Source organism: Kaustia mangrovi, assembly GCF_015482775.1.
Classification (GTDB): Bacteria; Pseudomonadota; Alphaproteobacteria; order Rhizobiales; family Im1; genus Kaustia; species Kaustia mangrovi.
The window spans coordinates 1,207,249-1,230,780 of record NZ_CP058214.1; the positions used below are offsets into that span (position 1 = coordinate 1,207,249).

The window sequence follows — 23,532 nt, forward strand, 5'->3', positions numbered from 1 at the left end:
ATGCAGTGCACAATCACATCATCGGACCGATGGAGGCCTCAAATCATGCTCGCAGGAAAGAACGCTGTCGTCACCGGATCCACCAGCGGCATAGGCCACGCCGTGGCGAGCGCGCTCGCCGAGGCCGGCGCGAACGTCATGCTGAACGGCCTCGGGGATCCCGGCGAGATCGAGACGACGAGGTCCGAGCTTGCCGCGAAGACCGGCCGCACCGTGCTCTTCAACGGCGCCGACATGACGAAACCCGACGAAATCGCCGGCATGATCGCGCAAGCCGAGAGCGAGCTCGGCAGCGTCGACATCCTCGTCAACAATGCCGGCATCCAGCATGTGGCGCCCGTCGAGGAGTTCCCCATCGAGAAGTGGAACGCGATCCTCGCGATCAACCTCTCCGCCGCCTTCCATGCCATCCGCGCCGCCGTTCCCGGCATGAAGGAGCGAGGCTGGGGCCGCATCGTCAACACCGCCTCTGCCCACGCCCTCGTCGCCTCGCCCTACAAGGCGGCCTATGTCGCGGCCAAGCACGGGATTGCGGGGCTCACCAAGACGGTCGCGCTCGAGCTGGCCGAACACGGCACGACCGTGAACGCCATCGCGCCCGGCTATGTGTGGACGCCGCTCGTCGAGAGCCAGATCCCCGATACCGCGAAGTCGCGCGGCATCACCGAGGAAGAGGTCGTCAACGACGTGATCCTCGACGCCCAGCCGACCAAGGAGTTCGTGACGGTCGACCAGATCGGCCAGTTCGCCGTCTTCCTGTGCTCCGACGCGGCCGCTTCGATCACCGGGGCCATCCTGCCGATGGATGGCGGGTGGACGGCCCAGTGACGGCGCCGCGCAAGCCCCGGCGGCGGGCGGCGAAGCCCCGGCCGGTCAATCTCGCACTCCAGGGCGGCGGCGCGCATGGCGCCTTCACCTGGGGCGTGCTCGACCGGCTTCTGGAAGACGGACAGCTCCAGGTCAGCGCCATGTCCGGCACCAGCGCGGGCGCCATGAACGCGGTCGTGCTCGCCGACGGCTATATGCGCGACGGCGCGGACGGCGCGCGCGAACACCTTCGCGACTTCTGGTACGAGATCAGCATCCAGGCCCAGGCGAGCCCGGTCCGGCGCACGCCGTTCGACATGATGACGGGAAGCTGGGCGATGGACGCCTCTCCCGGCCTCCTGTGGTTCGACCTCCTGAGCCGGATCGCCTCGCCCTACGACCTCAATCCTCTGAACATCAACCCGTTGCTCAACCTGATCGAGCGCATGATCGATTTCGAGCGCGTGCGCGCCTGCACCGCCATCAAGCTCTTCGTGACCGCGACCAATGTGCATACCGGCCGCCCCCGCATCTTCGAGACGGAGGAGTTGACCGCCGACATGGTCATGGCATCGGCCTGCCTGCCGCATCTCTTCCAGGCCGTGGAGATCGACGGAGTGCCTTACTGGGACGGCGGATATATGGGCAATCCGGCGCTCTATCCGCTGTTCTACCTGACCGAGATCGAGGATCTGATGCTCGTCCAGGTCAATCCCATCGAGCGGCGCGAGACGCCGCGCACGGCGCGCGAGATCGTCGACCGGGTCAACGAGATCACCTTCAACGCCGCCCTGATGAAGGAATTGCGCTCCATCGAGTTCGTGACGCGCCTCATCGACGAGGGCAAGCTCGAATGGGGCCACTACAAGCGCCTGCGCCTGCACCGGATCGACGCGGACGACGCCTTCAAGGAACTCTCCGCCTCCACCAAGTTCAACGCCGAATGGGACTTCCTCACCCATCTGCGCGATCTCGGCCGCGACGCCGCCTCGCAATGGCTCAAGGCCCATGCGAGCGACGTGGGCAAACGCTCCTCCGTCGACATCCGTGCCATGTTCGACTGAACAGCACGGGCGCGGCCCGGCTCCCCGCTCACCCCTCGCTGCGCAGGGGCCTCTGGATCAGCGTCTCTATGGCCTCGCCGATATCGCGGTTGGCCGACAGGATCTGGTGGACAGCCTCGGCAATCGGCATCTCGATGCCGCGCTCGCGCGCCATCTCCACAACGACGGCCGCCGTGTAGACCCCCTCGCTGACCGAGCGCCGCCCGGCGAGCACCTCCTCCGCCGTGCGCCCTTCCCCCAGCGCCATGCCGAGCGACATGTTGCGCGACTGGGGGCTCGAACAGGTGAGGATCAGATCGCCCAGAACGGCAAGGCCCGTCAGCGTCTCCGTCCGCGCCCCGAGCGCCCGCCCGAAGCGTGAGAGCTCCGCGAAGGCCCGTGTGGTGAGCGCGGCGCGCGCACTGGTGCCGAGCCGGCGCCCGTCCACGATGCCGCAAGCGATGGCGAGAACGTTCTTCACAGCCCCGCCGATCTGCGTGCCCACCAGATCGTCGCTGAGATAGGGCCGGAAGGTCTGCCCGGCGAGCGCCTCCGCCACGGGACGCGCGCGCTCCACCGAGCCGGCGGCGAGCGTGACCGCTGTCGGCAGTCCGCGCGCCACGTCGTCGGCGAAGCTCGGGCCGGAGAGCACCATGGGCTCGGCCTCCGGCAGCACCTCCGCCAGCACCTCGCTCATAAGCATGGAGGTGCCCTGCTCGATGCCCTTCGCGCAGATGACGACCGGCGTACCGGGCTCGAGAGCCCCGCTCAGCCCCGCCGCGACCGTCCGCAGGGCCTGTGCTGGCGAAACCAGCAATATGGCGGGACAAGACGCGGCCTCGGCGATATCGCCGGTCGCCGAGATCGCCGGGTCGAGCGCGATGCCGGGAAGGAACATCGCGTTCTCGTGGTCCCGGTTGACCGCGTCCACCACCTCCGGCTCGCGTGCCCAGAGCGTTACCTGCGCCCCGGCGCGCGCGGCGACCGTCGCCAGCGCCGTTCCCCATGCGCCGCCGCCGACGACCCCGATCCTGCCCGGCCTGTCCGCCATGCCCGTCTTCCCGCTCCCCTCGTCTTCGTCCGTCATCACGCTATCACGCCTTCACCCCGGCGCCCGGTGCCGGTGCGGCATCGGGGTCGAGCGGCCAGCGGGCCCGGGCGGCGACCGTCAGATCGTCCGCCTCCCCGCGCGCCAGCCGTTCCGCGCCGGCCCAGGCGATCATCGCCGCATTGTCCGTGCACAACCTGATCGGCGGCATGGACAACGCAAAGCCGTTCTCGCGCGCCATGGTCTCCAGCATGGCCCTCAACGCCCTGTTGGCCGCAACGCCGCCGGCCACCACCAGCGTGGGGCTCGGGGCCCGCGGATGGGCCGCGCGGAACGCCGCCATGGCATGGCCGAGCCGGTCGCGCAGGCAATCGCCGACAGCGGCCTGAAAGCTCGCGCAGATATCGGCGGCATCGCGCTCATCCGGCGTGCCCACCGCCTGCGCGGCGCGGCGGACCGCCGTCTTGAGACCGGAGAAGGAGAAGTCGGCCCCATCGCGCCCCGTCATGGGCCGGGGAAAGGCGAAGCGGTGCGGATCGCCGGCCGCCGCCAGCCGCTCGACCGCCGGACCGCCCGGATAGCCGAGCCCCAGGAGCTTCGCCGTCTTGTCGAAAGCCTCGCCGAGCGCGTCGTCGATGGTCGTGCCGAGCCGGCGGTAACTGCCGACATCCTCCACGACGAGAAGCTGGGTATGCCCGCCGGAGACGAGCAGCAGGAGATAGGGAAAGGCGAGGCCTTCCGTCAGCCGCGGCGTCAGCGCGTGGCCTTCGAGATGATTGACCGCAAGCAGCGGCTTGTCGTGGACGAGCGCGATGGCCTTCGCCGTGGTGAGCCCGACGAGCAGCCCGCCGATGAGCCCCGGCCCGGCCGTCGCGGCCACACCGTCGAGCGCGCCGAAGGTCAGCCCCGCATCGGCCATGGCGCCGGCGATCAGCCCGTCGAGATGCTCCACATGGGCGCGCGCGGCGATCTCCGGGACGACGCCTCCATAGGGGGCGTGCTCGGCGATCTGGGAGAGCACCCGGTCGGCCAGGATCTCCCCGCGCCCGTCCCGGTGCCGGCGCACGACGGCAGCCGCCGTCTCGTCACAGGAGGTCTCTATGCCCAGCAGGGTGAGCGTGCCTGTGCCTTCCGTGTCCATTTGTCCTGCCAGTGCGGCTCCATTTCCTCAAGACCGGGTCTTTCCTGACCGGCCCCGGGCGCTATAGTGCGGGGTCTGTTGAGCCAGTAGCATTGGACATGTCGGACTTGCAAACCCTTCCCATCCGTATCGGTACCCGCGGCAGCAAGCTCGCCCTCGCGCAGGCCGAGGAAACCCGCGCGAAACTCATCGCCGCGCACGGGCTCTCGCCCGACGATGTGGCGATCGTTCCGATCACGACCACCGGCGACAGGGTGCGCGACCGCCCGCTCGCCGAGATCGGCGGCAAGGGGCTGTTCACCAAGGAGATCGAGCAGGCGCTCGTCGACGGCGAGGTCGACCTTGCCGTCCATTCCCTCAAGGACATGCCGACCGTGCTTCCGCACGGGCTCGCCATCGCCTGCGTGCTCGAACGCGCCGATCCGCGCGACGCCTTCATCTCCAACGTCGCCCGGCGCCTCGTGGACCTTCCCGAGGGCGCCGTCGTCGGCACCTCCTCGGTGCGCCGGCAGGCCCAGGCGAAGCGCCTTAGGCCCGATCTTCAGGTCGTGCCGTTCCGCGGCAATGTGGGCACGAGGCTGCGCAAGCTCGCCGAGGGCGAGGTCGCGGCGACCTTCCTGGCCTGCGCCGGTCTCATGCGGCTCGCCATGGAGCACGAGATCACCGCGCCCATGGACCCGGAGGATATGCTGCCCGCCATCGCGCAGGGTGCCATCTGCCTGGAGATCCGAGCCGGCGACGAGACCGTCCGCGAGACGATCGCGCCACTCGATCATGCGCCCTCGCATATCGCCACGACGGCGGAGCGGGCATTCCTCGGCGTTCTCGACGGCTCCTGCCGCACGCCGATTGCCGGTCTCGCACTTCTGGAGGGCGGTGAGGTCGTGTTCCGCGGCATGGTGCTGAGCGCGGACGGCGAGACGGTCCTCGAGGCCGAGCGCCGGGGCCCCGCGGACGAGGCCGAACGGCTCGGTACCGACGCCGGGGAAGAGGTCCTGTCGCGCGGCGGCGCGGACCTTCTCGCCTGACGGCCCGGACACCCATGGAGCTCCTCGTCACAAGGCCGCGCGACGATTCGGAGGCGCTGAGAGAAGACCTGAAGGCGCGCGGCCACAGGGTCGTTCTGGAGCCTCTCCTGACCATCTGCCCGCGCACCGGGGCGGTCCTGCCGCAAGGCTCTTTCCAGGCTGTGATCGTGACCAGCGCCAATGCCGTGCGGGCGCTCGCCGCCCATGGCGAGGCGGACGCGCTGCGGGACACGCCCATGCTGACGGTCGGCAAGGCGAGTGCCGAGGCCGCCCTGACAGCGGGGTTCACGGACGTGGAGAGCGCGGCCGGCGATGCCGACGCACTCCTGACGCTCGTCATGCAGAGGCTCGACCCCGAGGGGGAACGTGTGCTCTACGTGACAGGGTCGACCGTCGCACGCGACCTCAAGGCGCTCATGGCGGAGCGGGGCTTTACGGTGGAGCGCGCCATCCTCTATGACGCAAGACCCGCCGCGTCGCTCTCTGAAGGCCTGCGCGAGCGGCTCGCCGGCGGGCGAATCGACGGCGTGCTCCTCTTCTCGCCGCGCACGGCGCGGATCTGGGCGGGGCTCATCCGTTCGGCAGGATTGGTCGGCTCATTGGGAGCTGTCCGGCATTTCTGCCTGTCGCAGGCCGTGCGCGACGCCCTCGACGAAGAAATCGGCAGAGCCGACATCATCTCCAGCGTTGCGGAGATGCCGGACATGCAGGCTATGATGAATCTGATTGGCGAGTTCGACCGAGGACGCGATGGCTGAGGACAAGAGTGGTCAGCGGAAAGGCACCGGCAGCCGGCGCCCCGAGCGCAAACGGCCGGTGATCGATCTCAAGGCCGAGGAGGTGAAGGCCGCGCCCGGCGACACGTCCGGCACGGCCGGGAAGACAGCGGCTGAGACCTCCACGGACAAGGGGCAGGGCAAGGCCACCGCCGTACCGCCGACGGCGACGGCCAGCGCCTCCGGGGCCGCCGGGTCGAAGGACACGAAGGCCGCAGCGGCCAGCTCCGAGACCTTGAAGGCCGAGACCTCGAAGGCCGAGACCTCGAAGTCCACCGCCACCCGAACCGGCACGGCCGGAACCGGATCGAAGGACGATAGCGGCAAGACCGCGAAGCCCTCGACCGGCTCGCAGGGCCGGACGAAGCCCGAAAGCGGCAGCCAGTCGAAGTCGCGCACCTCCGCCGGCTCGAAGCCCCCCGGCAGGACAGCGTCCACGGGTGGCGGCACCGGCGGGTCCGGCGGCCGCTCCGGTGGCGGCGGAGGGGCGTCCACACCGCCGCCATCGAAGAAGGGCGGCCGGGGCTGGGGCGTCGTCGGCGTGCTCGTCGCGCTCATTGTCGCCATCGTCGCCGGCGCCTTCCTCTATCGCATCTATGGCGGCAGCCTGTTCCCCTTCATCGGCGCCCCTACCGACCGGCTGACGACCCTGGAGCAGACGCTCAAGCAGAACAGCCAGAAGCTGTGGACCGTTGGCCAGCAGCTGGAGGAAACCCGCAATCGGCTCGACGGCGTCGCCCGCGACGTCTCCACCGCGCGCGGCGAGGCGCAGCTCGCGCGCACCAATCTGGAGAAGGCCCAGCAGGACGCCGCCCGGGCGCTCGCGACCGTCAACGAGCTGCGCGATTCGCTCAAGGCCGCCAGCAACGGCAGTGGCACTGGTGGCGGTACAGCCGACAATGCGAGCGCGGAACGCCTCGCCAGCCTCGCCGGTACGCTGGAGACCCTGTCGACGCGCGTGGATAGCCTGGCCTCCGAGGTGGAGGCCGCCCGGGCCGCGGGGCAACAGGCCTCAGCCCTCGCCGACCGTGTCTCCGCACTGGAGAGCGCCCTTCAGACGATGAAGGCCGAACGCAACGCACAGGCCCGCGCCGCCGCGGGCCTTGCCGGCGCCCTCGACGGCCTGCGCAGGGCAATCGCGGAGGGCCGCCCCTATGGCGAGGAACTCGACGCGGTGACGGCCGCGCTGCCTGGTGCCGACATCCCGCCCGCCCTGACAGACAATGCGGGCAAGGGCGTCGCCACGCGCGCAGAGCTCGCCTCCGCCTTCGCCAAGGTGACGGAGAGCCTCTCCACGCCCGCCACCCCGCCGCCCTCACCGGATACCGCGGAGGGCCTGTGGGAGCGCCTCGTGGCGCGGCTCTCCTCCGTCGTTCAGGTGCGCTCGTCCGACAGGACGGACTGGCCCGATCTCGCCCGCCGCATGGCCCGGCTCGCCGATGCCGGCGACCTTGCCGGCGCGGTGAAGCTCGCCGATGCGGCAGGAAGCGAGCCACCGGCCGCCCTTGCCGACTGGCTCGCAAGGGCGCGCGCACGGATCGCCGTGGAGTCCGCCATGGACCAGATCACCGACAGGGCGCTCGCCCGCCTGTCCGCCCCCGCACCCAAGACAGCTGAGTGACCGGCATGTGGCGCATGATCTTCCGCTTTATCGTCGTCGCCCTCGTCGCGGCCGGCCTTGCCTGGCTCGCCGACCGCCCGGGCACGGTCGAGATCGACTGGCTCGGCACGACGGTCGAGATGCCGTTGATCGCGGGGCTGTTCGGCCTGCTCCTCGTCATGGTCGTTCTGGCCCTCGCCTGGCGGCTCCTGCGCGGCCTGGTCGCCGCGCCGGGCTCGGTCAGCGGCTTCTTCTCCAACCGCAAGCGGCGCAAGGGTGAGGCCGCGCTCAGCAAGGGCATCATGGCGGTCGGCGCGGGCGATGTGGCCTCGGCCAAGCGCTATGCCCAGCTTGCCGCAAGGAGCCTGCCTGACGAACCGCTGGCCCGGCTGCTCAAGGCGCAGACCGCGCAGCTGCGCGGCGACCGCGACACCGCCAAGGCGATCTACGAGGAGATGACGCATCACGCCGAGACGGAGGCCCTCGGCCTGCGCGGGCTGTTCAACCTCGCCCGCCAGGACGGCGAATACGACACCGCGCGCGACCTCGCCGACCGGGCGGTGCGCATCAATCCGCAGCTCGCCTGGGCGTCCAACGCGATGCTCGTCATCCATTCGGCGCGGAGCGACTGGGCGGACGCGGCGCGGCTGATCGAGACGCAGAAGCGCAATGGCCAGCTCGATGCCAGGGCCGCCTCCCGCAAGACGGCGGTGATCGAGACGGCCCGGGCGCTGGAGATGGAGGACGGCAATCCCGACGAGGCGCTCGAGCATGCGCTTGCCGCCCACAAGCTCAGCCCCGGCCTCGTGCCCGCCGCCGTCGTCGCCTCCAGGCTCCATGCCCGGCGCGGCAATGTGCGCAAGGCCATGCGCGTGATCGAGAGGACATGGCGGGAGAGCCCGCATCGCGACCTCGCGGAGGCCTATGCCCATGTCCGCCCCGGCGATTCGGCGAAAGACAGGCTGAAGCGCGTGCGCTCGCTCGTCTCGCGCGAGGCCGGCGGCGAAGAGGGCGCGATCGCGCTCGCTCGTGCGAGCATCGAGGCTCAGGACTGGGCGCTGGCGCGCAGCGCGCTGACCCCGCTGTCCAGCGACCGGCCGAGCGTCGCCGTCTGCTCTCTCATGGCGGAGATCGAGTTCGGCGAGCACGGCGACAAGGGCAAGGTGCGCGAGTGGCTCGCACGCGGCGTCAACGCCCCGCGCGACCCCGCCTGGACGGCGGACGGCTATGTCAGCGAAACGTGGCTCCCCGTCTCCCCCGTCACCGGCGAGCTCGACGCCTTCACCTGGAAGCGCCCCGTGGAGGGCCTGAGCGACCGCCGCGAGGCCGGCGCCTTCATCGATTCGCAGATCACCGAGACCGACGATGCGCACGCGGACACTGACGCAGGCGATGCGGCACCACCGGCCGTGATCGAGGCGACGGCAGACGCGCCGGCGGAGGAGACCGAACGCCCGGCCCCGAAGCCCGACGAAGCCCCCTCCCCCATACCGGAGGCCAAGGCTGCGCCCGAAACACCCCGGGCCGCCGCCACAAGGCCGGCGGAGCCCGCGGCCACAACCGCAGCCGCTCCGCCCCCCGATACGGGCAAGGCAAACCAAGCAGACAAGACCGACGAGGCCACGCCACCGCCGGCCAGCGACGACAGTGCCATGGAGAGCGATGCCGACCGCCCCGCCCAGCCCCACCAGCCCGACGATCCGGGACCGGAGACGGGCGAGGAGGACGAGACGCGGACCGCCTCGCGCTGGTTCGGCAGCGCCGAGCGGAAGTAGCCCGGGCGCACCGGACACCGCTCCGCCGCCATCTCCCACACCGTAGGGATCCACGGATCCCGTAAGTGCCGGGACGCCGCGCAAACCGGTGCCGGCCCCGCGCCAAAGACCCGCCCGACCCCGCATCGCAACCGGGGGCAATTCTTCTCCTTCTCCGGGTTGCCAAGCTCCGGCGGAAAGAGTATTTCTCTCGCGCGCATGGGGCTTCGCACCCCCACGGCGCCGCTGTAGCTCAGTCGGTAGAGCAACGCATTCGTAATGCGTGGGTCGGCGGTTCGAATCCGTCCAGCGGCACCATTTCCGCCTCTTCGCTCGACGATCTTCTTTCCTCAAGTCGAGCCATATCTCCGGGGCGGCCGTACGAACTTACGATCCGTCCAGCGCCACGTCTCCCGCATCGCCGTCGCTGTCGCCCTCGTCGGTTCGGCAGCTCACCTGATCCTCCGACATACCGACCGTCGATGCAAAGAAGCCCGCGGCGGCGAGAGTGGGGATCACCCATACCATCTGCTCGGTAAGATAGGCCGCCGTATAGCTGGGAACCAGAACGATCAATGCCTTGATGAGCGCCAGCTTGAGATGTGGCACCGCTCGCCCCCCATTTCATGAGCAGATCAGGGAGCCCGGCCAGAACCTCGTGATCGTCACGAAAACAGAAGCTCCCCCGCCACTGCGGATCCGTTGCCCGGTTGCCCCCGCCTCCGCGGTCAGCGCGGTTTCTAGGGTGAGGCCACTGCTCAGCCTCGAGACCAAACCCATGCGCATTTCTACCGGAGCGCCATATACTGCGCAATACGGGCGGAACCGGTTCGAAGGCCGGCGCGATAGCCGTGCCAAACAATCAGGGCCGATCCCAGAGTCATCATGGCACTGGACACGCAATCATAAGTTAATTATCATTTTATATACACGCATTGATAAACAACCCGCCGCTCCGCATGGCGCGTGACGGCTACCCGGATCCGTTCGCGAAAGGAGCGTTCATCGCCGGCTGTTCGATACCCCGGACTCAATCAAAAGTTGATTAACACAAAAACATCACATGAAACGAGCATGGCACGGATCGGGATACTCGGCCATCGCGGCTGGTGGCGCAGGACGGAGGAGAGGAACACGCTCAAGGCGATGGAGCGCTGCTTCGCAGCAGGGTTCGGGGTGGAGACCGATCTTCGCGACCATGGCGGCGGCCTGGTGGTCAGTCACGATCCGCCGGATGCGGGCGCGCCTGCCTGGGCCGAGGTCCTCGCGCTGTGGGACCGTCATGGCCGGCCGGGCACACTCGCCCTCAACATCAAGGCCGACGGGCTCCAGAAGCGGATCGGCGAGGCGATGGCAGGCATTGGCCGCGACAGGTACTTCGTCTTCGACATGTCGGTTCCCGACACGGCCGGCTATCTCCATGACGGGCTCCCTGTCTTCGTCCGCCACAGTGAGCACGAGCCCGTGCCGGCCTTCTACGAGCGCGCGGACGGCATATGGCTCGACGCGTTCGAGGGCGAATGGACGACCGCGGAGACGTTCGACGCTCATATCCGCGCCGGCAAACGCCTGGCCCTTGTGTCCCCCGAGCTCCATGGCCGACCGCACAGGATGGTCTGGGCGCGCTGGCGATCATGGCTTGCCGGCAGCGATGCCGACATCCTGCTGTGTACCGATTTCCCGGATCAGGCGAAGGACGCGTTCAATGGCTGAGATCAAGGCGATCCTCTTCGACATGGATGGCGTGCTGGTGGATGCGCGCGACTGGCACTACGAGGCTCTGAACAAGGCGCTGGCGCCCTTCGGCATGGAGATCGGCCGCGACGAGCACCTGTCCACCTTCGACGGCCTGCCGACGCGCCGCAAGCTCAAGACGCTCAGTGCCTCGCGCGGCCTGCCGGAAGCCCTCCACGAATTCCTCAACGCGCTGAAACAACGCTATACCGCGCAGATCGTTGCGACGAGCTGCCGCCCGGACTTCCATATCCAGTACGCCCTGTCGAGCCTGCATCAGGACGGCTACCGGATCGCGGTCTGCTCCAATGCGGTGCGCCGGACGGTCGACCAGATGATGGAGATGGCGGGCCTGTCCGACTATCTCGACCTCTCGCTGTCCAACGAGGATGTCGAACGCGCCAAGCCCGATCCGGAAATCTACACTACCGCCATGGCGCGGCTGGACCTTGCACCCGGCGACTGCCTGATCGTGGAGGACAACGACAACGGCATCCGCGCGGCCCGGGCGAGCGGCGGGCATGTGATGGAGGTCTCCGGCGTGACGGACGTGACCTATGACCGCATCCGGTCGTCCATAGAACTCGCCGCGCGCGAACCGGAGTGCGCCCCATGAATATCCTGATCCCCATGGCCGGCGGCGACAGCTTCTTCCCGCGCGAGGACTTCCACTTTCCAAAGCCCCTGATCGAGATCGCCGGCGTGCCGCTGATCGAGCGTGTCGTCGCTAATCTCACCGCCTCGCTCGCGGGCCGCCCGATCTTCATCGCCCGCGCGGAGGACTGTCGGCAATTCTCCATCGACCAGATCATCCGGCTGCTGTGCGGCGACGATACCGAGGTGCTGGCGCTCGACAATCCGACGCGGGGCGCGGCCTGTTCCGCGCTCATGGCCGTCGACCATATCGATACCGAAGAACCGCTGATCGTCTCCAATGGCGACCAGCTGATCGAGGCCGACCTCGGTAGCATCGTCGCCGATTTCGAGCATCGCGGGCTCGATGCCGGCGTCATCACCTTCGCGTCGGTCCACCCCCGCTGGTCCTATGTGCGCACCGGCGAGACGGGCCTCGTCACGGAAGCCGCGGAAAAACGCGTGATCAGCCGCAACGCGATCGCCGGCTTCTACTATTTCCGCCACGGACGGGACTTCGTGGCCGCCGTCAAGCGCATGATCCTGCTCGGTGACGAGGTAGACGGCCACTACTATATCGCGCCGGCCCTCAACCAGATGATCCTGCAGGGCCAGCGCGTGGGCCACTGCTCGATTCCGGCGGGCGCCTATCGCAGCCTGTATTCGCCGCAGAAGATGCGCGAGTTCGAAGCCCTCCTGCAGGAGGAACGGCGCACTGGCGAGACGGCGGACAAGGACCCCACCATCACGGTCGCCATTCCCATGGCGGGTGCAGGCAGCCGCTTCGCGAAGGTCGGCTACGACAAGCCCAAGCCGTTCATCGACGTCCAGGGGCGCCCGATGATCGGCCATGTTCTCGACAATCTCGATGTTCCGAAGGCGCGCTACGTGCTCATCGCCCAGCAGGACCATCTCGACGCGGAGCGCGCGCTCGCCGATACGCTCCGGCGCGAGCATAGCGTCTCATTCGTCCCCATCTCGGGGTTGACGGAGGGGGCAGCCTGCACCGTTCTCAGGGCGCGCGCACTCATCGCCGACGACACCCCGCTCCTGATTGCCAACAGCGACCAGCTCGTCGACTTCGATGCCGGCGACTTCATCCGCGACTGCCGACGGCGCGGCCTCGACGGCTCCATCCTGGTATTCCGCGACGAGGGGCGCGACCCCAAATGGTCGTTCGCCAGGCTCGACCGGAACGGCCTAGTGGCGGAGGTGCGCGAGAAGGAGCCGGTCTCCGACCTCGCGACCGCCGGCATCTATCTGTTCATGCGCGGCCGGACCTTCCTCGACGCGGCCATCGACATGATCGCCCGCAATGAGCGCGTCAACGGCGAATTCTATGTCGGCCCGGTCTATAACGACGCCATCGCCGCCGGCGCGCGGATCGGCCTCTACGAGGTGCCCGCGGGCGCCATGCACGGACTCGGCACGCCGGAGGATCTCGATCTCTACCTGGAGCATATCGCCGGGTGAGCTCAGGCCTCACATGCATCGTCCCGCTCGCCGGGCCGGACGTCGTGCAGCCGGGCGGGCGGATCAAGCCGCTCTCGGAGGTGGAGGGCATGCCGCTGGTGGAGCGTGCCATCACCTCGCGGCGCTGGTGGCGGGAGGGACTCGTCAATTCCTCTGGCCTGATCTTCGTCCTGAGATCCGACCTGCCGGAGACCGCCGTCATCGACCGTGTCCTGCAAACGCGCTTTCCCGGCTGCCGCACGGTCCGCCTCGGCGGGCTCACGCGCGGCGCGCTCCTGTCGGCCATGGCGGGGAGCGCCCTCGTCGACCGCTTCGACACACCCCTGTGCATCGATCTCGTCGACATTCTCTACGAGATCGACCCCGGGCCGGTGGCCGCATTCCTGTCGGATCCCGGAGCGGACGGCCTCGTCCCCTGGTTCCGGGCAAGCGAGCCCAGCTACAGCTATCTCGTCACCGACGACGCGGGCCATGTGACGGAGACTGCTGAAAAGCGGGTCATCTCCCAACGCGCCTCGGCGGGCACCTATTTCTTCCGGAACGCGGCCGTTTTCCTCAAGGCGGCCGCCTGGTCCATGACGGCGACGCGGGACGGACCGAACGGCGGCCCTGTCTTCGTCTGCCCCGCCTATAACGGCCTGATCGAGGCCGGCGGGCGCATCGACGCCATCGAGGTGCACGAGGTGGTTCCGCTCTCCCCCGCCTTTCACGCCCCGATGGGTGCGGGATAACAGGACCGCGACGGTTCCCGGGCGATCCCCCACACATTGCGGATGGCGGTGCCGTAATATTACCATTGCGCTGTGCCACCCAGCGGTATCGAATCCTGACCCCCTAGAACGGAGGACGGCAGCGCGCATGGCGAGCCTCGACGTCGTCGCATGGCTACTCCTGATCGGATCGGCCCTGATCCTGATCGGTATTGCCTCGAGCCTGGTCGCGCGGCGCTTCGGCGCTCCCCTGCTCTTCGTCTTCCTGCTGATCGGCATGCTCGCCGGCCAGGACGGGCCGGGCGGCATCGTCTTCAACGACTATCAGGCAACCTATCTGGTCGGCTCCACCGCCCTTGCCATCATCCTGTTCGACGGGGGCTTGCGCACGCGCCTGTCGATCTTCCGGGGCGTGCTGGTGCCGGCGCTGCTGCTCGCCACCGTCGGCGTCGTGCTGACGACAGCCATACTGGCCGTCATCATCGCCTTCGTGCTCGATTTCAGCTGGCTCGAATCGGCGCTTCTCGGCGGGATCGTGGCCTCCACGGACGCCGCCGCCGTGTTCTTCCTCCTGCGCTCGGGCGGCCTGCAGCTCCGGCCCAAGGTCGGCGCCATCCTGGAGATCGAATCCGGCACCAACGACCCGATCGCCATGTTCCTGACGGTGCTGCTGACCGGGCTCGTGCTCTCCGACGGGGTCGCGGGCGGATCGCTCGTCGCGCTCGACCTCGTCAGGCAGGGGCTGATCGGCGCGGCCTTCGGCACAGCCGGCGGCTTTGCCGCGGTGTGGTGCCTCAACCGGCTCGACCTGCCCTCCGGCCTTCACCCTCTGCTCGTCAGCGCGGCGGTGGTCCTCGTCTTCGCGCTCGCGGGCCTTGTCGGCGGCAGCGGCTTCCTCGCCGTCTATCTGATGGGCCTCGTGCTCGGCAACCGGCCGATCCGGGCCTATCCCTCCATCGTCTCCTTCCACGAGGCGGCGACATGGCTCAGCCAGATCGTGATGTTCCTCGTGCTGGGCCTCCTGGTCACGCCGACGACGCTCGTCGAATATGCCGTGCCGGGCGTCATCATCGCAGTGCTGCTCATCCTCCTCGCGCGCCCCGCCGCCGTAGTCCTGTGCCTCCTGCCCTTCGGCCTGCAATGGCGCGAGCTCGGCTTCGTCTCGTGGGTGGGCCTGCGCGGCGCGGTCAGCATCTTCCTCGCCGCCATCCCGACGCTCGCGGGCGTTCCCGATGCGGATGCCTATTTCAATGTCGCCTTCTTCGTCGTGCTCATCTCGCTTGTCGTGCAGGGCTGGAGCATCCGCCCGCTCGCCATGAAGCTCGGCCTCGCCCTGCCGGGCAACGCGCCCTCGGTGAGCCGCGTGGAGCTCGACCTGCCCGGACAGGTCGACCAGGAACTCGTCGGCTACCCCCTGACGGAGGACGCGCCCGTTCTCGCGCTCGGCGCGCTGCCGCCCTGGGTCCGCCTCGTCATGGTGGTCCGCAAGGAAACCATCCATTCCGCCGAGGAGGCCGGCACGCTGAGACCCGGCGACTATGCCTATTTCCTCGTGCCGCCCCAGCGCGTCGACCGGCTCGACCGGCTGTTCACGCCGCGCCAGTCGCTCAGCCCGCCCTTCGGCGAACTGCCCGTCAACACGGACGCCGCGATCGCCGCCCTGGCCGAGCTCTACGGCCTCGTCGTACCCCAGGGGGACGAGGACCTGACGGTCTGCGACTTCATGCTGAAATATCTCGACGACGAGCCGGAGACGGGCGATGCGCTGGTGGTGGGCGATGCCACGCTCGTCGTGCGCGAGGCCGGCGACGGCGAGATCCGCCGCATCGGCCTGCAGCTCCCCGAGCTCACCGCCAGCGGCTTCAATCTCGACCGGCTGTCGAGGCTGCGCCAGGACGCGGCCTCTCTGTGGCAGCGCACGCGCACAAGGGTGCGGCCCTGACGCGTATGCCGCTCGTCCGCCCCCGGACGCCGTGATATAGTCGAGCTCCGGGGAGAGGAGCGAACGTCTCGGGACAATCCAAATGCATCGTTATGTCTGGCTGCTTGCGCTGGCGGCCTCGTTCAGCGCGTCCATTCATGCGGTCCGTGCCGAAACGCCGGAAGAGCGCGGCGCCTATCTCGTCGAAACCGTCGCGGCCTGCGGCAACTGCCATACGCCGAGAGGGCCGGATGGCGCCCCGCTCACCGGAAAGGCGCTGGCCGGCGGGGTCGTCATCGAGCTGCCGGCCTTCACCGCCATCGGCGCCAACATCACGCCCGATATCGAGACCGGCATCGGCGGCTGGAGCGACGCGGAGATCGCCACCGCCATCCGCGAGGGCAAGCGGCCGGACGGAACGCTGATCGGTCCGCCCATGCCGTTCAACTTCTACCGCCATATCTCCGACCGCGACATGCACGCCATCGTCGCCTATCTCAGGACCGTCCCGGCCGTCGCCAACGAGGTGCCGGCCTCCGAATACCGAATTCCCCTGCCCGATGCCTACGGACCTCCGGCGACCCCAGTGCCGGAGGTGCCGCGCGACGACAAGGTCGCCTATGGCGCCTATCTCGCCGGCCCCGTCGGCCATTGCCTTGAATGCCACACGCCCAGGGTGGGCGGCCATCCGGACCTTGAGAACCGGCCCGGCGCCGGCGGCATGGAACTGCCGGCCCCCGGCGGCGGGATCGTCGTGGCGCCGAACATCACGCCCCATTCCGACAAGGGGATCGGTAGCTGGAGCGATGCGGAGATCAAGACCGCCATCACCCGGGGCGTACGCCCGGACGGCACCGAGCTCGCGCCGGTCATGGCATTTGCCTGGTATGCGAACATGTCGGAGGAGGATCTCGACGCCATCGTCGCCTATCTGCGCACGCTGAAGCCCGTGTCGCACTAGGTTGCTTTCAGGAAAAGTGGAGACCACTTTTCCGGTTCGAAAGCGCGGCGATACAGGGACCTGGAGGGCATTGAGTGAACATGAGTTCACGAAATGCGCTCCAGGCACCAAACCCGGCCGGGGACCTCCCTGAAGCCCGCCAGCACACGCCTCAGCCGCCGGCGGGAGCCTCCTCGTTCTCGCCGGAGACCTCGTCCGTCCAGGCGGTGCCCATCGGCGTCGTGCGGGTAGGCACGACCACATACGACACCTGATCGTCGCCGCTCGGCGCTTCCCGCCGTGTCATGCGGTAGAGGGCAAAAAGTGCGATCCCCGCATGGACGACGCAGAGATACCACAGGAAGCCCTCCGCTCCGACGCGGCCCATGACCCAGCCCGTGGTCGACGGCCCGAGCACCGCGCCGAGCCCGCCGACGAGCACCAGCCCGCTGCTGGCGGCGACCATCTGGCGCGGCTCCAGATGGTCGTTGGCATAGGCCAGGAACAGCGAGTAGAGCGTCAGCGCCGTGCCCCCGATCCCCGCGGCGATGGCCATGAAGCCGATCCTGGAGATATCTGCGACCGGCACGGCGAGCGCGGCAAGCGCGGCGGCCGCCAGCGCCGTCCCGGTAATCACCTTGCGCCGGTCCATGATGTCGGAGAGCTTGCCGATCGGCCACTGAAGCACCGCGCCGCCGGCGATCAGCACGCCCATGAAGACAGAAACCTCCGCAACGGAGAGCCCGCTCATGCGCGCATAGACGGCGCCCATGCCGAAGATGGTTCCGTTGACGATGCCGGTCGCGAAACAGCCGAGCGTGCCGAGCGGCGTGATCCGGTAGAGCTGCCTCAGGCTCAGCGGATCGGGCGCGTCCGAATCGGGCTGGCGCGTGGCCGACAGCAGGATCGGGACGACCGCGAAGGACACGATCACCGAAATCAGGATGAACAGGTCCGGCGTCGACGGGCTGGCGACATTGAGCAGCGCCTGTCCGCCGCCGAGCCCCATGAAGGTCACGATCATGTAGACGGACAGAAGCCGCCCGCGCAGCTCGTTGCTCGCCCGGTCGTTCAGCCAGCTCTCCGCGACCACATAGAGCCCGGCATAGGCGAAGCCCGTGAACAGCCGCATGAGTCCCCACACGACCGGCGTGACGAAGACCGCATGAACGAGGATCGTCATCGAGGCGAGGGAGGCCAGCGCCGCGAACACGCGCACATGGCCGACGCGGGCCACCGCGCGCGGCGTGAGCGTTGAGCCCGCCAGGAAGCCCACGAAATAGCCCGACATGACGAGGCCGGTCACCGTGGAGCCGAAATCCTCCGTGGAGGCGCGCACGCCGAGCAGGCTGCTCTGCAGCCCGTTGCCGACCATCAGAAGGCCGATGCCGAACAGCAGCGCCCACACGCCCCAAGCGGCAGACAGCGTTTCGTTGCGGGCCACGCGGGCAGCAAGGCTCGAAGCCATGACGGCCTCCATGTTCGAGGATGCGCCCCCTGCATCTGCCAGCGATGCATAGGCGATCCTTTCAGGCAGGACAATGACGGATCGGAAGTCTGAAATTCAAGGGCACGTTCGCCTCGCCGCTCGGGCAAGGGCACCGCGGGCTCAATGCCCGCAGCTCGGGGCAGTTTACCGTCTGGAACCGACCGGGCCTCGTCCCGGAGCGACATCGCCATGTCGCTTCCCGGCCGTCCATACCCGTGCAACCCTCGGGCTGGCCGAAACGGTGTGCCCATGCTATCGATCAAGGCATGTTACGTGCATTGAAGAAACTCTTTCCCACCGATCAGGGGTCGGGCGCCACCGACCGGAGCCTCGAACTCGCCATGGCCGCGCTCCTGGTGCGCGCCAGCGTCATCGATCAGGACCCGGCGCCGGAAGAAGCCCGGCGCATCGAGGCGCTTCTGGCGGAGCGGTTCGAGCTCTCCCGCGAGGCCGTGGAAGCCCTCATGCAGGAAGCCCGCGAGGAGGAGGCGGAGGCTGTCGACCTCTACCGCTTCACGCGGGTCGTGACGGAAAATCTCGACCAGGAGGGCCGCAAGTCCCTCGTGGAGATGCTCTGGGACGTGGTCCTGGCCGATGGCCGGGTCGATCCGTTCGAGGAGAATCTCGTCTGGCGCGTGGCGGAACTGATCGGGGTGTCCACGCGCGACAGGGTGACACTACGCAAGGCGGTGGAGCAGCGTCTCGCAACGTCGGGCGACGCGGCGGCACGGCCGGAGAACGGGGCAATGTGAGGACCGACACGCATGCCTGACGCGGAGGGGCGGACGCTTGCACTGATTACCGGGGCATCCGGGGGGATCGGGGAGGCCTTTGCCCGCGAGATCGCCGCGGACGGCCATGCGGTCGCCCTCGTCGCCCGGGACGAGGACCAGCTCAACCGGGTCGCCGGCGTCATCGCCAGCACGACCGACATGCCCGCCTATCCCATCGTTCTCGATCTGGCGGAGCCCGACGCGGCCGACCGGCTCATCGCGGCGCTGACCCGGCGCGGCCTCGATCCCGACATCCTCGTCAACAATGCGGGTTTCGGCCTCGTCGGCCCCGCGCTCGAACTCGACCGCTCCGAGCAGGTCGCGATGATCGACCTCAATGTGCGCGCCCTGGCCGACCTCGCGCTCGCGCTGCTGCCGGCCATGCGCGAGCGCGGCACGGGCGGCATCGTCAACATGGCCTCGCTCGCCTCCTTCATGCCCGGCCCCGGAATGGCGGTCTACTACGCCACAAAGGCCTTCGTCCTGTCCTTTTCCGAGGCCCTGTCGTCGGAACTCGCCGGCACCGGCGTGACGGTGACGGCGGTCTGCCCGGGCCCGGTGCCGACGGGCTTCCAGCCGCGCTCCGGGATGGAGGAGGTGCGGGCCTACAGGAGGGCGCGCAAGATGTCCGCGCCGGACGTCGCCCGTCTCGGCTGGGCCGGCTTCAAACAGGGCAAGCGCACCGTCATCCCCGGCCTGTCGACCTATGCGACCGCCCAGTTCGTCAGTATCCTGCCCCGCGGGCTGCTCCTGCCGGCGATCAAGTTCTTCCAGCGAAAGGATTGATGCCACCCATGACCGCGAATGGCCGCCTGACAGGAAAGACGGTGCTCGTCACCGGCGCGGCTCGCGGCATCGGCCTGTGCTGCGCGCGCATGATGGCGCTTCAGGGCGCCGCCGTCGCGCTGGCCGATATCGACCACGAGGCCGTCGAGCTCGCCGCCGGTGCGGTCGCCTCGGAAACACGCCGGCCCGCGATCGCCATACCGCTCGACGTCGCCGACGGGGCAGGCTGGCAGATGGCGGTGGCCGACACCGAGCGCGAGCTCGGCGGCCTCAACGTGCTCGTCAACAATGCCGGCATCTGCATTCCCGGCACCGTGGAGGAACTCGACGAGGCCGACTGGGACCGGACCATGGCGGTGGACCTCAAGTCGGTCTTCCTCGGCTGCCGCACCGCCCTGCCGGTCATGGCGCGCTATGCGCCGGGCGCCATCGTCAACATCTCCTCCATCTCCGGCCTCGTCGCGGGCCACAACATGGCCGCCTACAACGCCGCCAAGGCCGGCGTCCACATGCTCACCAAGTCAGTGGCGCTGCACGCCGCGCGCAAGGGCTACGACATCCGCGCGAACTCCGTCCATCCGGCCTTCGTGGACACCGGCATGGTCGACGAGGTGGTGGGGGGAAGCGATCCGCGCGCCGCGCGCGCCAAGCTCGCCCGCCAGATCCCGCTCGGCACCATCGGCCTGCCGGAGGATGTGGGCCATGCCGTCGTCTATCTGGCCAGCGACGAGGCCCGTTTCATGACGGGTGCGGAGATAAAACTCGACGGGGGGTTGAGCGCCATGTAGCTTCAGCCCGCTTTCATTCTGAATTTCAGCACTTATCTGTAATCCGAAATGGCTCTTCGAACCGATACCCACATGATGAAACCCGGAGCGAACGGCAAGATCCTGATCGTGGTCCACCAGGAGAGGTCGACACCCGGCCGCGTGGGCCTGATGCTCAAGGACCGGGGCTACGAACTCGATATCCGCCGGCCCTGCCTTGGCCATCCCCTGCCTGCGACGCTGGAGGACCATGACGGCGTGGTCGTCTTTGGCGGACCGATGAGCGCGAACGACGATTGCGAGGAGTTCATCCGCCGCGAGATCGACTGGCTCGACGTGCCGTTGAAGGAGAACAAGCCCTTTTTCGGCATCTGCCTCGGTGCCCAGCTTCTCGCCCGCCATCTGGGGGCGGAGGTGTCCCGGCATCCCGAAGGGCTGGTCGAGATCGGCTATTTCCCGATCCGGCCGACCGAGCCCGGCCGTCATCTCGGCCCCTGGCCGGACCATGTCTATCAGTGGCATCAGGAGGGCTTCACCCTGCCGTCCGGCGCGCGGCTGATCGCTGAAGGCGAGCGCTATCCGAACCAGGCCTACGCCTATGGCGACAACGCCTTCGGTATCCAGTTCCACCCCGAGCTGACGCTCGCCATGATGTATCGCTGGACGACGCGGGGGGCGCCGCGGCTGAAGCTTCCTGGCGCGAAGCCCCGCTCCACCCACTTCGAGGATCGCTGGGTCCACGACCGCGCGGTGCGCGCCTGGTTGTCGCGATTCCTCGACCGGTGGCTTGCGGGCGATGCCGCAGCGGAACCCTACGCCCAGGCCGCCGAGTAGGTCTGGATGGAAAAAGGGGCGCGAGACATGAGCCCGCGCGCCCCCAAAGCGACAGTCGGCCGGTGCCGTTTCAGTCGGATCGGATAGCGTTCTAACCGTGCGGGGCGAAATTGTCCCGCCGGTAGGCCGGCTCGAAGCCGAAGCGCTCGAGATTGCGGTAGGAATGCTGCGGATCGCCCGGCACGGCCTCGCCGGTGGTCGTCACCAGATGGCGGCAGCCCAGATCGAGCGCGTCGCGGATGCGCCGGGCAAGGAGCGCCCCCTGGCTTCCCCGGCGACGATAGTCCGGACGCGTCGCCCCGTAATCGAACCAGGCGACATCGCCCTCGATCCGCAAGGCGCCGGTGCCCACCGGCTCGTCCCCGTCGAAGGTCATGTAGAGCCACCAGCCGGGCTGGCCGGCGAGCCCGCCGACGAGCTCCCCGCCGGCCTGCGAGAAGCCGAACGCCCGGCCGGCGATGCGCCCGAACGCATTGGCGAGCTCGGGACCGACCCGTGCGACATGGAGCGATGTCTCCACCTCCGGCGGCGCCTGCCTGCCGCGCGCGAACTTCATCCAGCCGCGCGCCGGCGCAAGCCCCTTCGCTGCAAGCCAGGTGCCAAGCGCGGCTGGCTCGGCCTGCGGATGGATATGGACGAAGTAGCGCTCTACGCCGGCGGCCTCGTAGAGGTCCACGATCTCCGCAAGCGCCTCCGGCGTCGCGGGCGTGCCGAGTCCGAGCCCGTGCGTGCGGTTCAGCACGATGTTCGGATCGCGGCCAACGACCGAGACGAGCGCGCCGCCCACCTCGTGGAGCCCGAGCCCCAGCCTCGCCCGCAGATCGTCGCCGGCGGCGGCATGGAGGTCACGCAGCGCCAATCGCTCGATCCATTCCCCCTCTCCCCCGGCGCGCGCCGCGGCCCGCGCCGGGCTGTCGATAATGGCGGTCATCGGTCAACCTCCCGATAAGGCCCTTCAGGGCCGGCAGATATAGTAGTTGTTCTGGATATCGTGCTCGAGCGTCCGCACCTCGGTCTCCGCGAAGCCCGCCGCGGCGAGATAGTCGAGCGCCTTCTCCTCGCCCCACATCGCGCCGAGCCCCTCGCCGCCCTGGGCGAGCGATACCGTCATGCAGTGCATGCAGGAGACGGTGTAGAGCAGCGGACCGAGCGGGTGGTCGGTGTTCAGATGCACGTGCGAGTGCCCGCGAATGTCCTGCGCGAGATAGACCCCATCGGGCTTCAGCGTGCGGTGGATGCCCTTGAGGAGCGCAAGCGGCTCCTTCTGGTCGTGCACGGCGTCGAAGGTGGTCACGAGGTCGAAGGCCTCCGGCTCGGCGGTCCGGTCGAAATCGCTCAGATCGCGCGCCTCGAAGGTCACATTGGCGTTGCCGCTCTCGCGTGCCTCGTTTCGGGCATAGGCGATGGCCTCCTCCGACAGGTCGTAGCCGACGAAGCGGCTGTTCGGGAACAGCCGTGCCATCAGGTTGAGCGCCTTCCCGCGGCCGCAGCCGGCGTCGAGCACCCGGATGCCCTGTGCCAGCCTGTCCGACAGCCCCGGCACCAGCGGCAGGATGTGCCCCTCGAGCGCGGGCAGAACCGTCTGCCCGCTATCCTCCGCCATTACCTCGTGGAAGCGGCGATAGCGCTCATAGGGCACGCCGCCGCCATTGCGGAAGCAATCGACGATATCGTCCTCGACCGATCCGAGCACACCGATGAACTGGCCGTAGATAGCGAAGTTCTCGTCGCTGGAGCGGGTCATGATCGCGGCGTGCTCGGCCGGCAGGCGATAGGTCGCGCCTTCGGGGTCGTGCTCGACGATACCGCCGACGGTCATCGCGCCGAGCCATTCGCGGACATAGCGCTCATCGAGGCCCGCCTTGGCGGCAATGGCCTCGCTGGTCGCCGCGTCCATGCCGGCCATCGTGTCGAACAGGCCGGTGCGATGGCCGATGGACAGCATCAGCGAAAGCGCGCCGGAATTGAAGAGGTCGACGAGGCGCTCGCCGAAGGCTTCGGCCCTGGCCGAATCGAAGGCGGCCGCCGTCTCGGCCGGGATCTCGGACTGGAACTGTCTGGTCTCTGTCATGGTCATCACCTTATTTATACCAACTAGTCTGTTTGTTCGATAAACACACCAATCCGCAGATGTCAATATTTTCCGTCAAAATTTCGAGAAGCTCGATCCGGATCGGGTAGCCACGCGTCATCGAACTGCGACATAACAGACCAGTCGGCATGAACGGAACTTGAACGCGATCCGCGATGGCCTATCTTCGAAGGCGGGACGATG

The 23,532-nt window shown here is 68.5% G+C and carries 23 protein-coding genes and 1 tRNA gene; 17 read left to right on the forward strand and 7 right to left on the reverse strand.

Features of this window, described 5'->3' with window-relative positions:
• Nucleotides 1-45: 45 nt before the first annotated feature.
• Together HW532_RS05710 and HW532_RS05715 are read left to right on the forward strand one after the other, a co-directional pair.
• The gene (locus HW532_RS05710) at nucleotides 46-828 is read left to right on the forward strand and encodes a 3-hydroxybutyrate dehydrogenase (protein ID WP_281397163.1); all 783 of its coding nucleotides are present in this window, start codon (nucleotides 46-48) and stop codon (nucleotides 826-828) included.
• Nucleotides 825-1,871: a patatin-like phospholipase family protein gene (locus HW532_RS05715; RefSeq protein ID WP_213163471.1), complete on the forward strand. Its 1,047-nt coding sequence runs from the start codon at nucleotides 825-827 to the stop codon at nucleotides 1,869-1,871. The genes HW532_RS05710 and HW532_RS05715 overlap by 4 nt, the downstream gene beginning before the upstream one ends.
• Before the next feature lie 28 nt (nucleotides 1,872-1,899).
• On the opposite strand, the gene HW532_RS05720 is transcribed toward HW532_RS05715, so the two are convergent.
• A complete protein-coding gene (locus HW532_RS05720; protein WP_246479570.1) occupies nucleotides 1,900-2,937 on the reverse strand; it encodes an NAD(P)H-dependent glycerol-3-phosphate dehydrogenase in 1,038 nt (345 codons plus the stop codon).
• Nucleotides 2,938-2,944: 7 nt separating this feature from the next.
• Nucleotides 2,945-4,039 (reverse strand): tRNA (adenosine(37)-N6)-threonylcarbamoyltransferase complex transferase subunit TsaD, encoded by a 1,095-nt coding sequence (gene tsaD / locus HW532_RS05725; protein WP_213163472.1) that lies wholly within the window; start codon nucleotides 4,037-4,039, stop codon nucleotides 2,945-2,947.
• Between the two features lie 92 nt (nucleotides 4,040-4,131).
• Here tsaD and hemC point away from each other — a divergent pair, with 92 nt between their 5' ends.
• Both hemC and HW532_RS05735 read left to right on the forward strand, forming a co-directional pair.
• Entirely contained in the window at nucleotides 4,132-5,067 is a 936-nt protein-coding gene (hemC, locus tag HW532_RS05730; protein ID WP_425491927.1) for a hydroxymethylbilane synthase, read from the forward strand.
• Between the two features lie 14 nt (nucleotides 5,068-5,081).
• Nucleotides 5,082-5,825: a uroporphyrinogen-III synthase gene (locus HW532_RS05735; RefSeq protein WP_213163474.1), complete on the forward strand. Its 744-nt coding sequence runs from the start codon at nucleotides 5,082-5,084 to the stop codon at nucleotides 5,823-5,825.
• A gap of 12 nt (nucleotides 5,826-5,837) precedes the next feature.
• On the opposite strand, the gene HW532_RS05740 is transcribed toward HW532_RS05735, so the two are convergent.
• Nucleotides 5,838-6,401 (reverse strand): hypothetical protein, encoded by a 564-nt coding sequence (locus tag HW532_RS05740; RefSeq protein WP_213163475.1) that lies wholly within the window; start codon nucleotides 6,399-6,401, stop codon nucleotides 5,838-5,840.
• Between HW532_RS05740 and HW532_RS05745 the strand changes: the two genes are divergently transcribed.
• From HW532_RS05745 to HW532_RS05755, 3 genes are all read left to right on the forward strand, one after another.
• The gene (locus HW532_RS05745) at nucleotides 6,385-7,464 is read left to right on the forward strand and encodes a COG4223 family protein (protein WP_213163476.1); all 1,080 of its coding nucleotides are present in this window, start codon (nucleotides 6,385-6,387) and stop codon (nucleotides 7,462-7,464) included. The genes HW532_RS05740 and HW532_RS05745 overlap by 17 nt on opposite strands.
• 5 nt (nucleotides 7,465-7,469) lie before the next feature.
• The gene (locus tag HW532_RS05750) at nucleotides 7,470-9,218 is read left to right on the forward strand and encodes a heme biosynthesis protein HemY (protein ID WP_246479939.1); all 1,749 of its coding nucleotides are present in this window, start codon (nucleotides 7,470-7,472) and stop codon (nucleotides 9,216-9,218) included.
• Between the two features lie 221 nt (nucleotides 9,219-9,439).
• Nucleotides 9,440-9,515: transfer RNA gene (locus HW532_RS05755), tRNA-Thr, on the forward strand.
• A 69-nt stretch (nucleotides 9,516-9,584) separates the two neighbouring features.
• Here the strand turns inward: HW532_RS05755 and HW532_RS05760 are convergent.
• On the reverse strand, nucleotides 9,585-9,806 hold the full coding sequence (locus HW532_RS05760; protein WP_213163478.1) for a hypothetical protein: 222 nt from the start codon (nucleotides 9,804-9,806) through the stop codon (nucleotides 9,585-9,587).
• Between the two features lie 465 nt (nucleotides 9,807-10,271).
• Between HW532_RS05760 and HW532_RS05765 the strand changes: the two genes are divergently transcribed.
• The 6 genes from HW532_RS05765 to HW532_RS05790 all read left to right on the forward strand — a co-directional run bounded on the left by HW532_RS05765 (nucleotide 10,272) and on the right by HW532_RS05790 (nucleotide 16,629).
• Nucleotides 10,272-10,910 (forward strand): PI-PLC domain-containing protein, encoded by a 639-nt coding sequence (locus HW532_RS05765; protein WP_213163479.1) that lies wholly within the window; start codon nucleotides 10,272-10,274, stop codon nucleotides 10,908-10,910.
• Nucleotides 10,903-11,547 carry an HAD family hydrolase gene (locus HW532_RS05770; protein WP_213163480.1) on the forward strand — a complete coding sequence of 215 codons (645 nt, stop codon included), beginning with the start codon at nucleotides 10,903-10,905 and terminating at the stop codon, nucleotides 11,545-11,547. The genes HW532_RS05765 and HW532_RS05770 overlap by 8 nt, the downstream gene beginning before the upstream one ends.
• Nucleotides 11,544-13,037, forward strand: a complete 1,494-nt coding sequence (locus tag HW532_RS05775) for a glycosyltransferase family 2 protein (RefSeq protein ID WP_213163481.1) — start codon at nucleotides 11,544-11,546, stop codon at nucleotides 13,035-13,037. Before HW532_RS05770 ends, HW532_RS05775 begins: the two co-directional genes overlap by 4 nt.
• Nucleotides 13,034-13,768, forward strand: coding sequence for a glycosyltransferase family protein (locus tag HW532_RS05780; RefSeq protein ID WP_213163482.1), 735 nt, complete (start codon nucleotides 13,034-13,036; stop codon nucleotides 13,766-13,768). Before HW532_RS05775 ends, HW532_RS05780 begins: the two co-directional genes overlap by 4 nt.
• A gap of 127 nt (nucleotides 13,769-13,895) precedes the next feature.
• Nucleotides 13,896-15,689: a potassium/proton antiporter gene (locus HW532_RS05785; RefSeq protein WP_213163483.1), complete on the forward strand. Its 1,794-nt coding sequence runs from the start codon at nucleotides 13,896-13,898 to the stop codon at nucleotides 15,687-15,689.
• Between the two features lie 82 nt (nucleotides 15,690-15,771).
• Entirely contained in the window at nucleotides 15,772-16,629 is an 858-nt protein-coding gene (locus tag HW532_RS05790; RefSeq protein ID WP_213163484.1) for a cytochrome c, read from the forward strand.
• Nucleotides 16,630-16,780: 151 nt separating this feature from the next.
• On the opposite strand, the gene HW532_RS05795 is transcribed toward HW532_RS05790, so the two are convergent.
• Nucleotides 16,781-18,076 carry an MFS transporter gene (locus tag HW532_RS05795; protein WP_213163485.1) on the reverse strand — a complete coding sequence of 432 codons (1,296 nt, stop codon included), beginning with the start codon at nucleotides 18,074-18,076 and terminating at the stop codon, nucleotides 16,781-16,783.
• Between the two features lie 287 nt (nucleotides 18,077-18,363).
• On the opposite strand from HW532_RS05795, the gene HW532_RS05800 reads away from it, so the two are divergent.
• The 4 genes from HW532_RS05800 (at nucleotide 18,364) to HW532_RS05815 (ending at nucleotide 21,257) form a co-directional block, all read left to right on the forward strand.
• The gene (locus HW532_RS05800) at nucleotides 18,364-18,849 is read left to right on the forward strand and encodes a tellurite resistance TerB family protein (protein WP_213163486.1); all 486 of its coding nucleotides are present in this window, start codon (nucleotides 18,364-18,366) and stop codon (nucleotides 18,847-18,849) included.
• Between the two features lie 12 nt (nucleotides 18,850-18,861).
• A complete protein-coding gene (locus HW532_RS05805) occupies nucleotides 18,862-19,656 on the forward strand; it encodes an SDR family NAD(P)-dependent oxidoreductase (RefSeq protein ID WP_213163487.1) in 795 nt (264 codons plus the stop codon).
• 8 nt (nucleotides 19,657-19,664) lie between these two features.
• The gene (locus tag HW532_RS05810; RefSeq protein ID WP_213163488.1) at nucleotides 19,665-20,444 is read left to right on the forward strand and encodes a glucose 1-dehydrogenase; all 780 of its coding nucleotides are present in this window, start codon (nucleotides 19,665-19,667) and stop codon (nucleotides 20,442-20,444) included.
• Nucleotides 20,445-20,516: 72 nt separating this feature from the next.
• A complete protein-coding gene (locus HW532_RS05815; RefSeq protein ID WP_213163489.1) occupies nucleotides 20,517-21,257 on the forward strand; it encodes a glutamine amidotransferase in 741 nt (246 codons plus the stop codon).
• Between the two features lie 91 nt (nucleotides 21,258-21,348).
• Here the strand turns inward: HW532_RS05815 and HW532_RS05820 are convergent, their stop codons facing one another.
• Together HW532_RS05820 and HW532_RS05825 are read right to left on the reverse strand one after the other, a co-directional pair.
• A complete protein-coding gene (locus tag HW532_RS05820) occupies nucleotides 21,349-22,188 on the reverse strand; it encodes a GNAT family N-acetyltransferase (RefSeq protein ID WP_213163490.1) in 840 nt (279 codons plus the stop codon).
• Nucleotides 22,189-22,212: 24 nt separating this feature from the next.
• The gene (locus HW532_RS05825) at nucleotides 22,213-23,328 is read right to left on the reverse strand and encodes a class I SAM-dependent methyltransferase (RefSeq protein WP_213163491.1); all 1,116 of its coding nucleotides are present in this window, start codon (nucleotides 23,326-23,328) and stop codon (nucleotides 22,213-22,215) included.
• Between the last annotated feature and the right edge of the window lie 204 nt (nucleotides 23,329-23,532).

Coding starts and splice junctions, on each gene's coding strand:
- HW532_RS05800 (WP_213163486.1), top strand. CDS start 18,364: ATGTTACGTGCATTGAAGAAACTCTTTCCCACCGATCAGGGGTCGGGC.
- HW532_RS05720 (WP_246479570.1), bottom strand. CDS start 2,937: ATGACGGACGAAGACGAGGGGAGCGGGAAGACGGGCATGGCGGACAGG.
- HW532_RS05740 (WP_213163475.1), bottom strand. CDS start 6,401: ATGAGCGCGACGAGCACGCCGACGACGCCCCAGCCCCGGCCGCCCTTC.
- HW532_RS05790 (WP_213163484.1), top strand. CDS start 15,772: ATGCATCGTTATGTCTGGCTGCTTGCGCTGGCGGCCTCGTTCAGCGCG.
- HW532_RS05820 (WP_213163490.1), bottom strand. CDS start 22,188: ATGACCGCCATTATCGACAGCCCGGCGCGGGCCGCGGCGCGCGCCGGG.
- HW532_RS05710 (WP_281397163.1), top strand. CDS start 46: ATGCTCGCAGGAAAGAACGCTGTCGTCACCGGATCCACCAGCGGCATA.
- HW532_RS05785 (WP_213163483.1), top strand. CDS start 13,896: ATGGCGAGCCTCGACGTCGTCGCATGGCTACTCCTGATCGGATCGGCC.
- HW532_RS05810 (WP_213163488.1), top strand. CDS start 19,665: ATGACCGCGAATGGCCGCCTGACAGGAAAGACGGTGCTCGTCACCGGC.
- HW532_RS05765 (WP_213163479.1), top strand. CDS start 10,272: ATGGCACGGATCGGGATACTCGGCCATCGCGGCTGGTGGCGCAGGACG.
- HW532_RS05805 (WP_213163487.1), top strand. CDS start 18,862: ATGCCTGACGCGGAGGGGCGGACGCTTGCACTGATTACCGGGGCATCC.
- HW532_RS05825 (WP_213163491.1), bottom strand. CDS start 23,328: ATGACAGAGACCAGACAGTTCCAGTCCGAGATCCCGGCCGAGACGGCG.
- HW532_RS05815 (WP_213163489.1), top strand. CDS start 20,517: ATGATGAAACCCGGAGCGAACGGCAAGATCCTGATCGTGGTCCACCAG.
- HW532_RS05735 (WP_213163474.1), top strand. CDS start 5,082: ATGGAGCTCCTCGTCACAAGGCCGCGCGACGATTCGGAGGCGCTGAGA.
- HW532_RS05795 (WP_213163485.1), bottom strand. CDS start 18,076: ATGGCTTCGAGCCTTGCTGCCCGCGTGGCCCGCAACGAAACGCTGTCT.
- HW532_RS05775 (WP_213163481.1), top strand. CDS start 11,544: ATGAATATCCTGATCCCCATGGCCGGCGGCGACAGCTTCTTCCCGCGC.
- tsaD (WP_213163472.1), bottom strand. CDS start 4,039: ATGGACACGGAAGGCACAGGCACGCTCACCCTGCTGGGCATAGAGACC.
- HW532_RS05770 (WP_213163480.1), top strand. CDS start 10,903: ATGGCTGAGATCAAGGCGATCCTCTTCGACATGGATGGCGTGCTGGTG.
- HW532_RS05750 (WP_246479939.1), top strand. CDS start 7,470: ATGTGGCGCATGATCTTCCGCTTTATCGTCGTCGCCCTCGTCGCGGCC.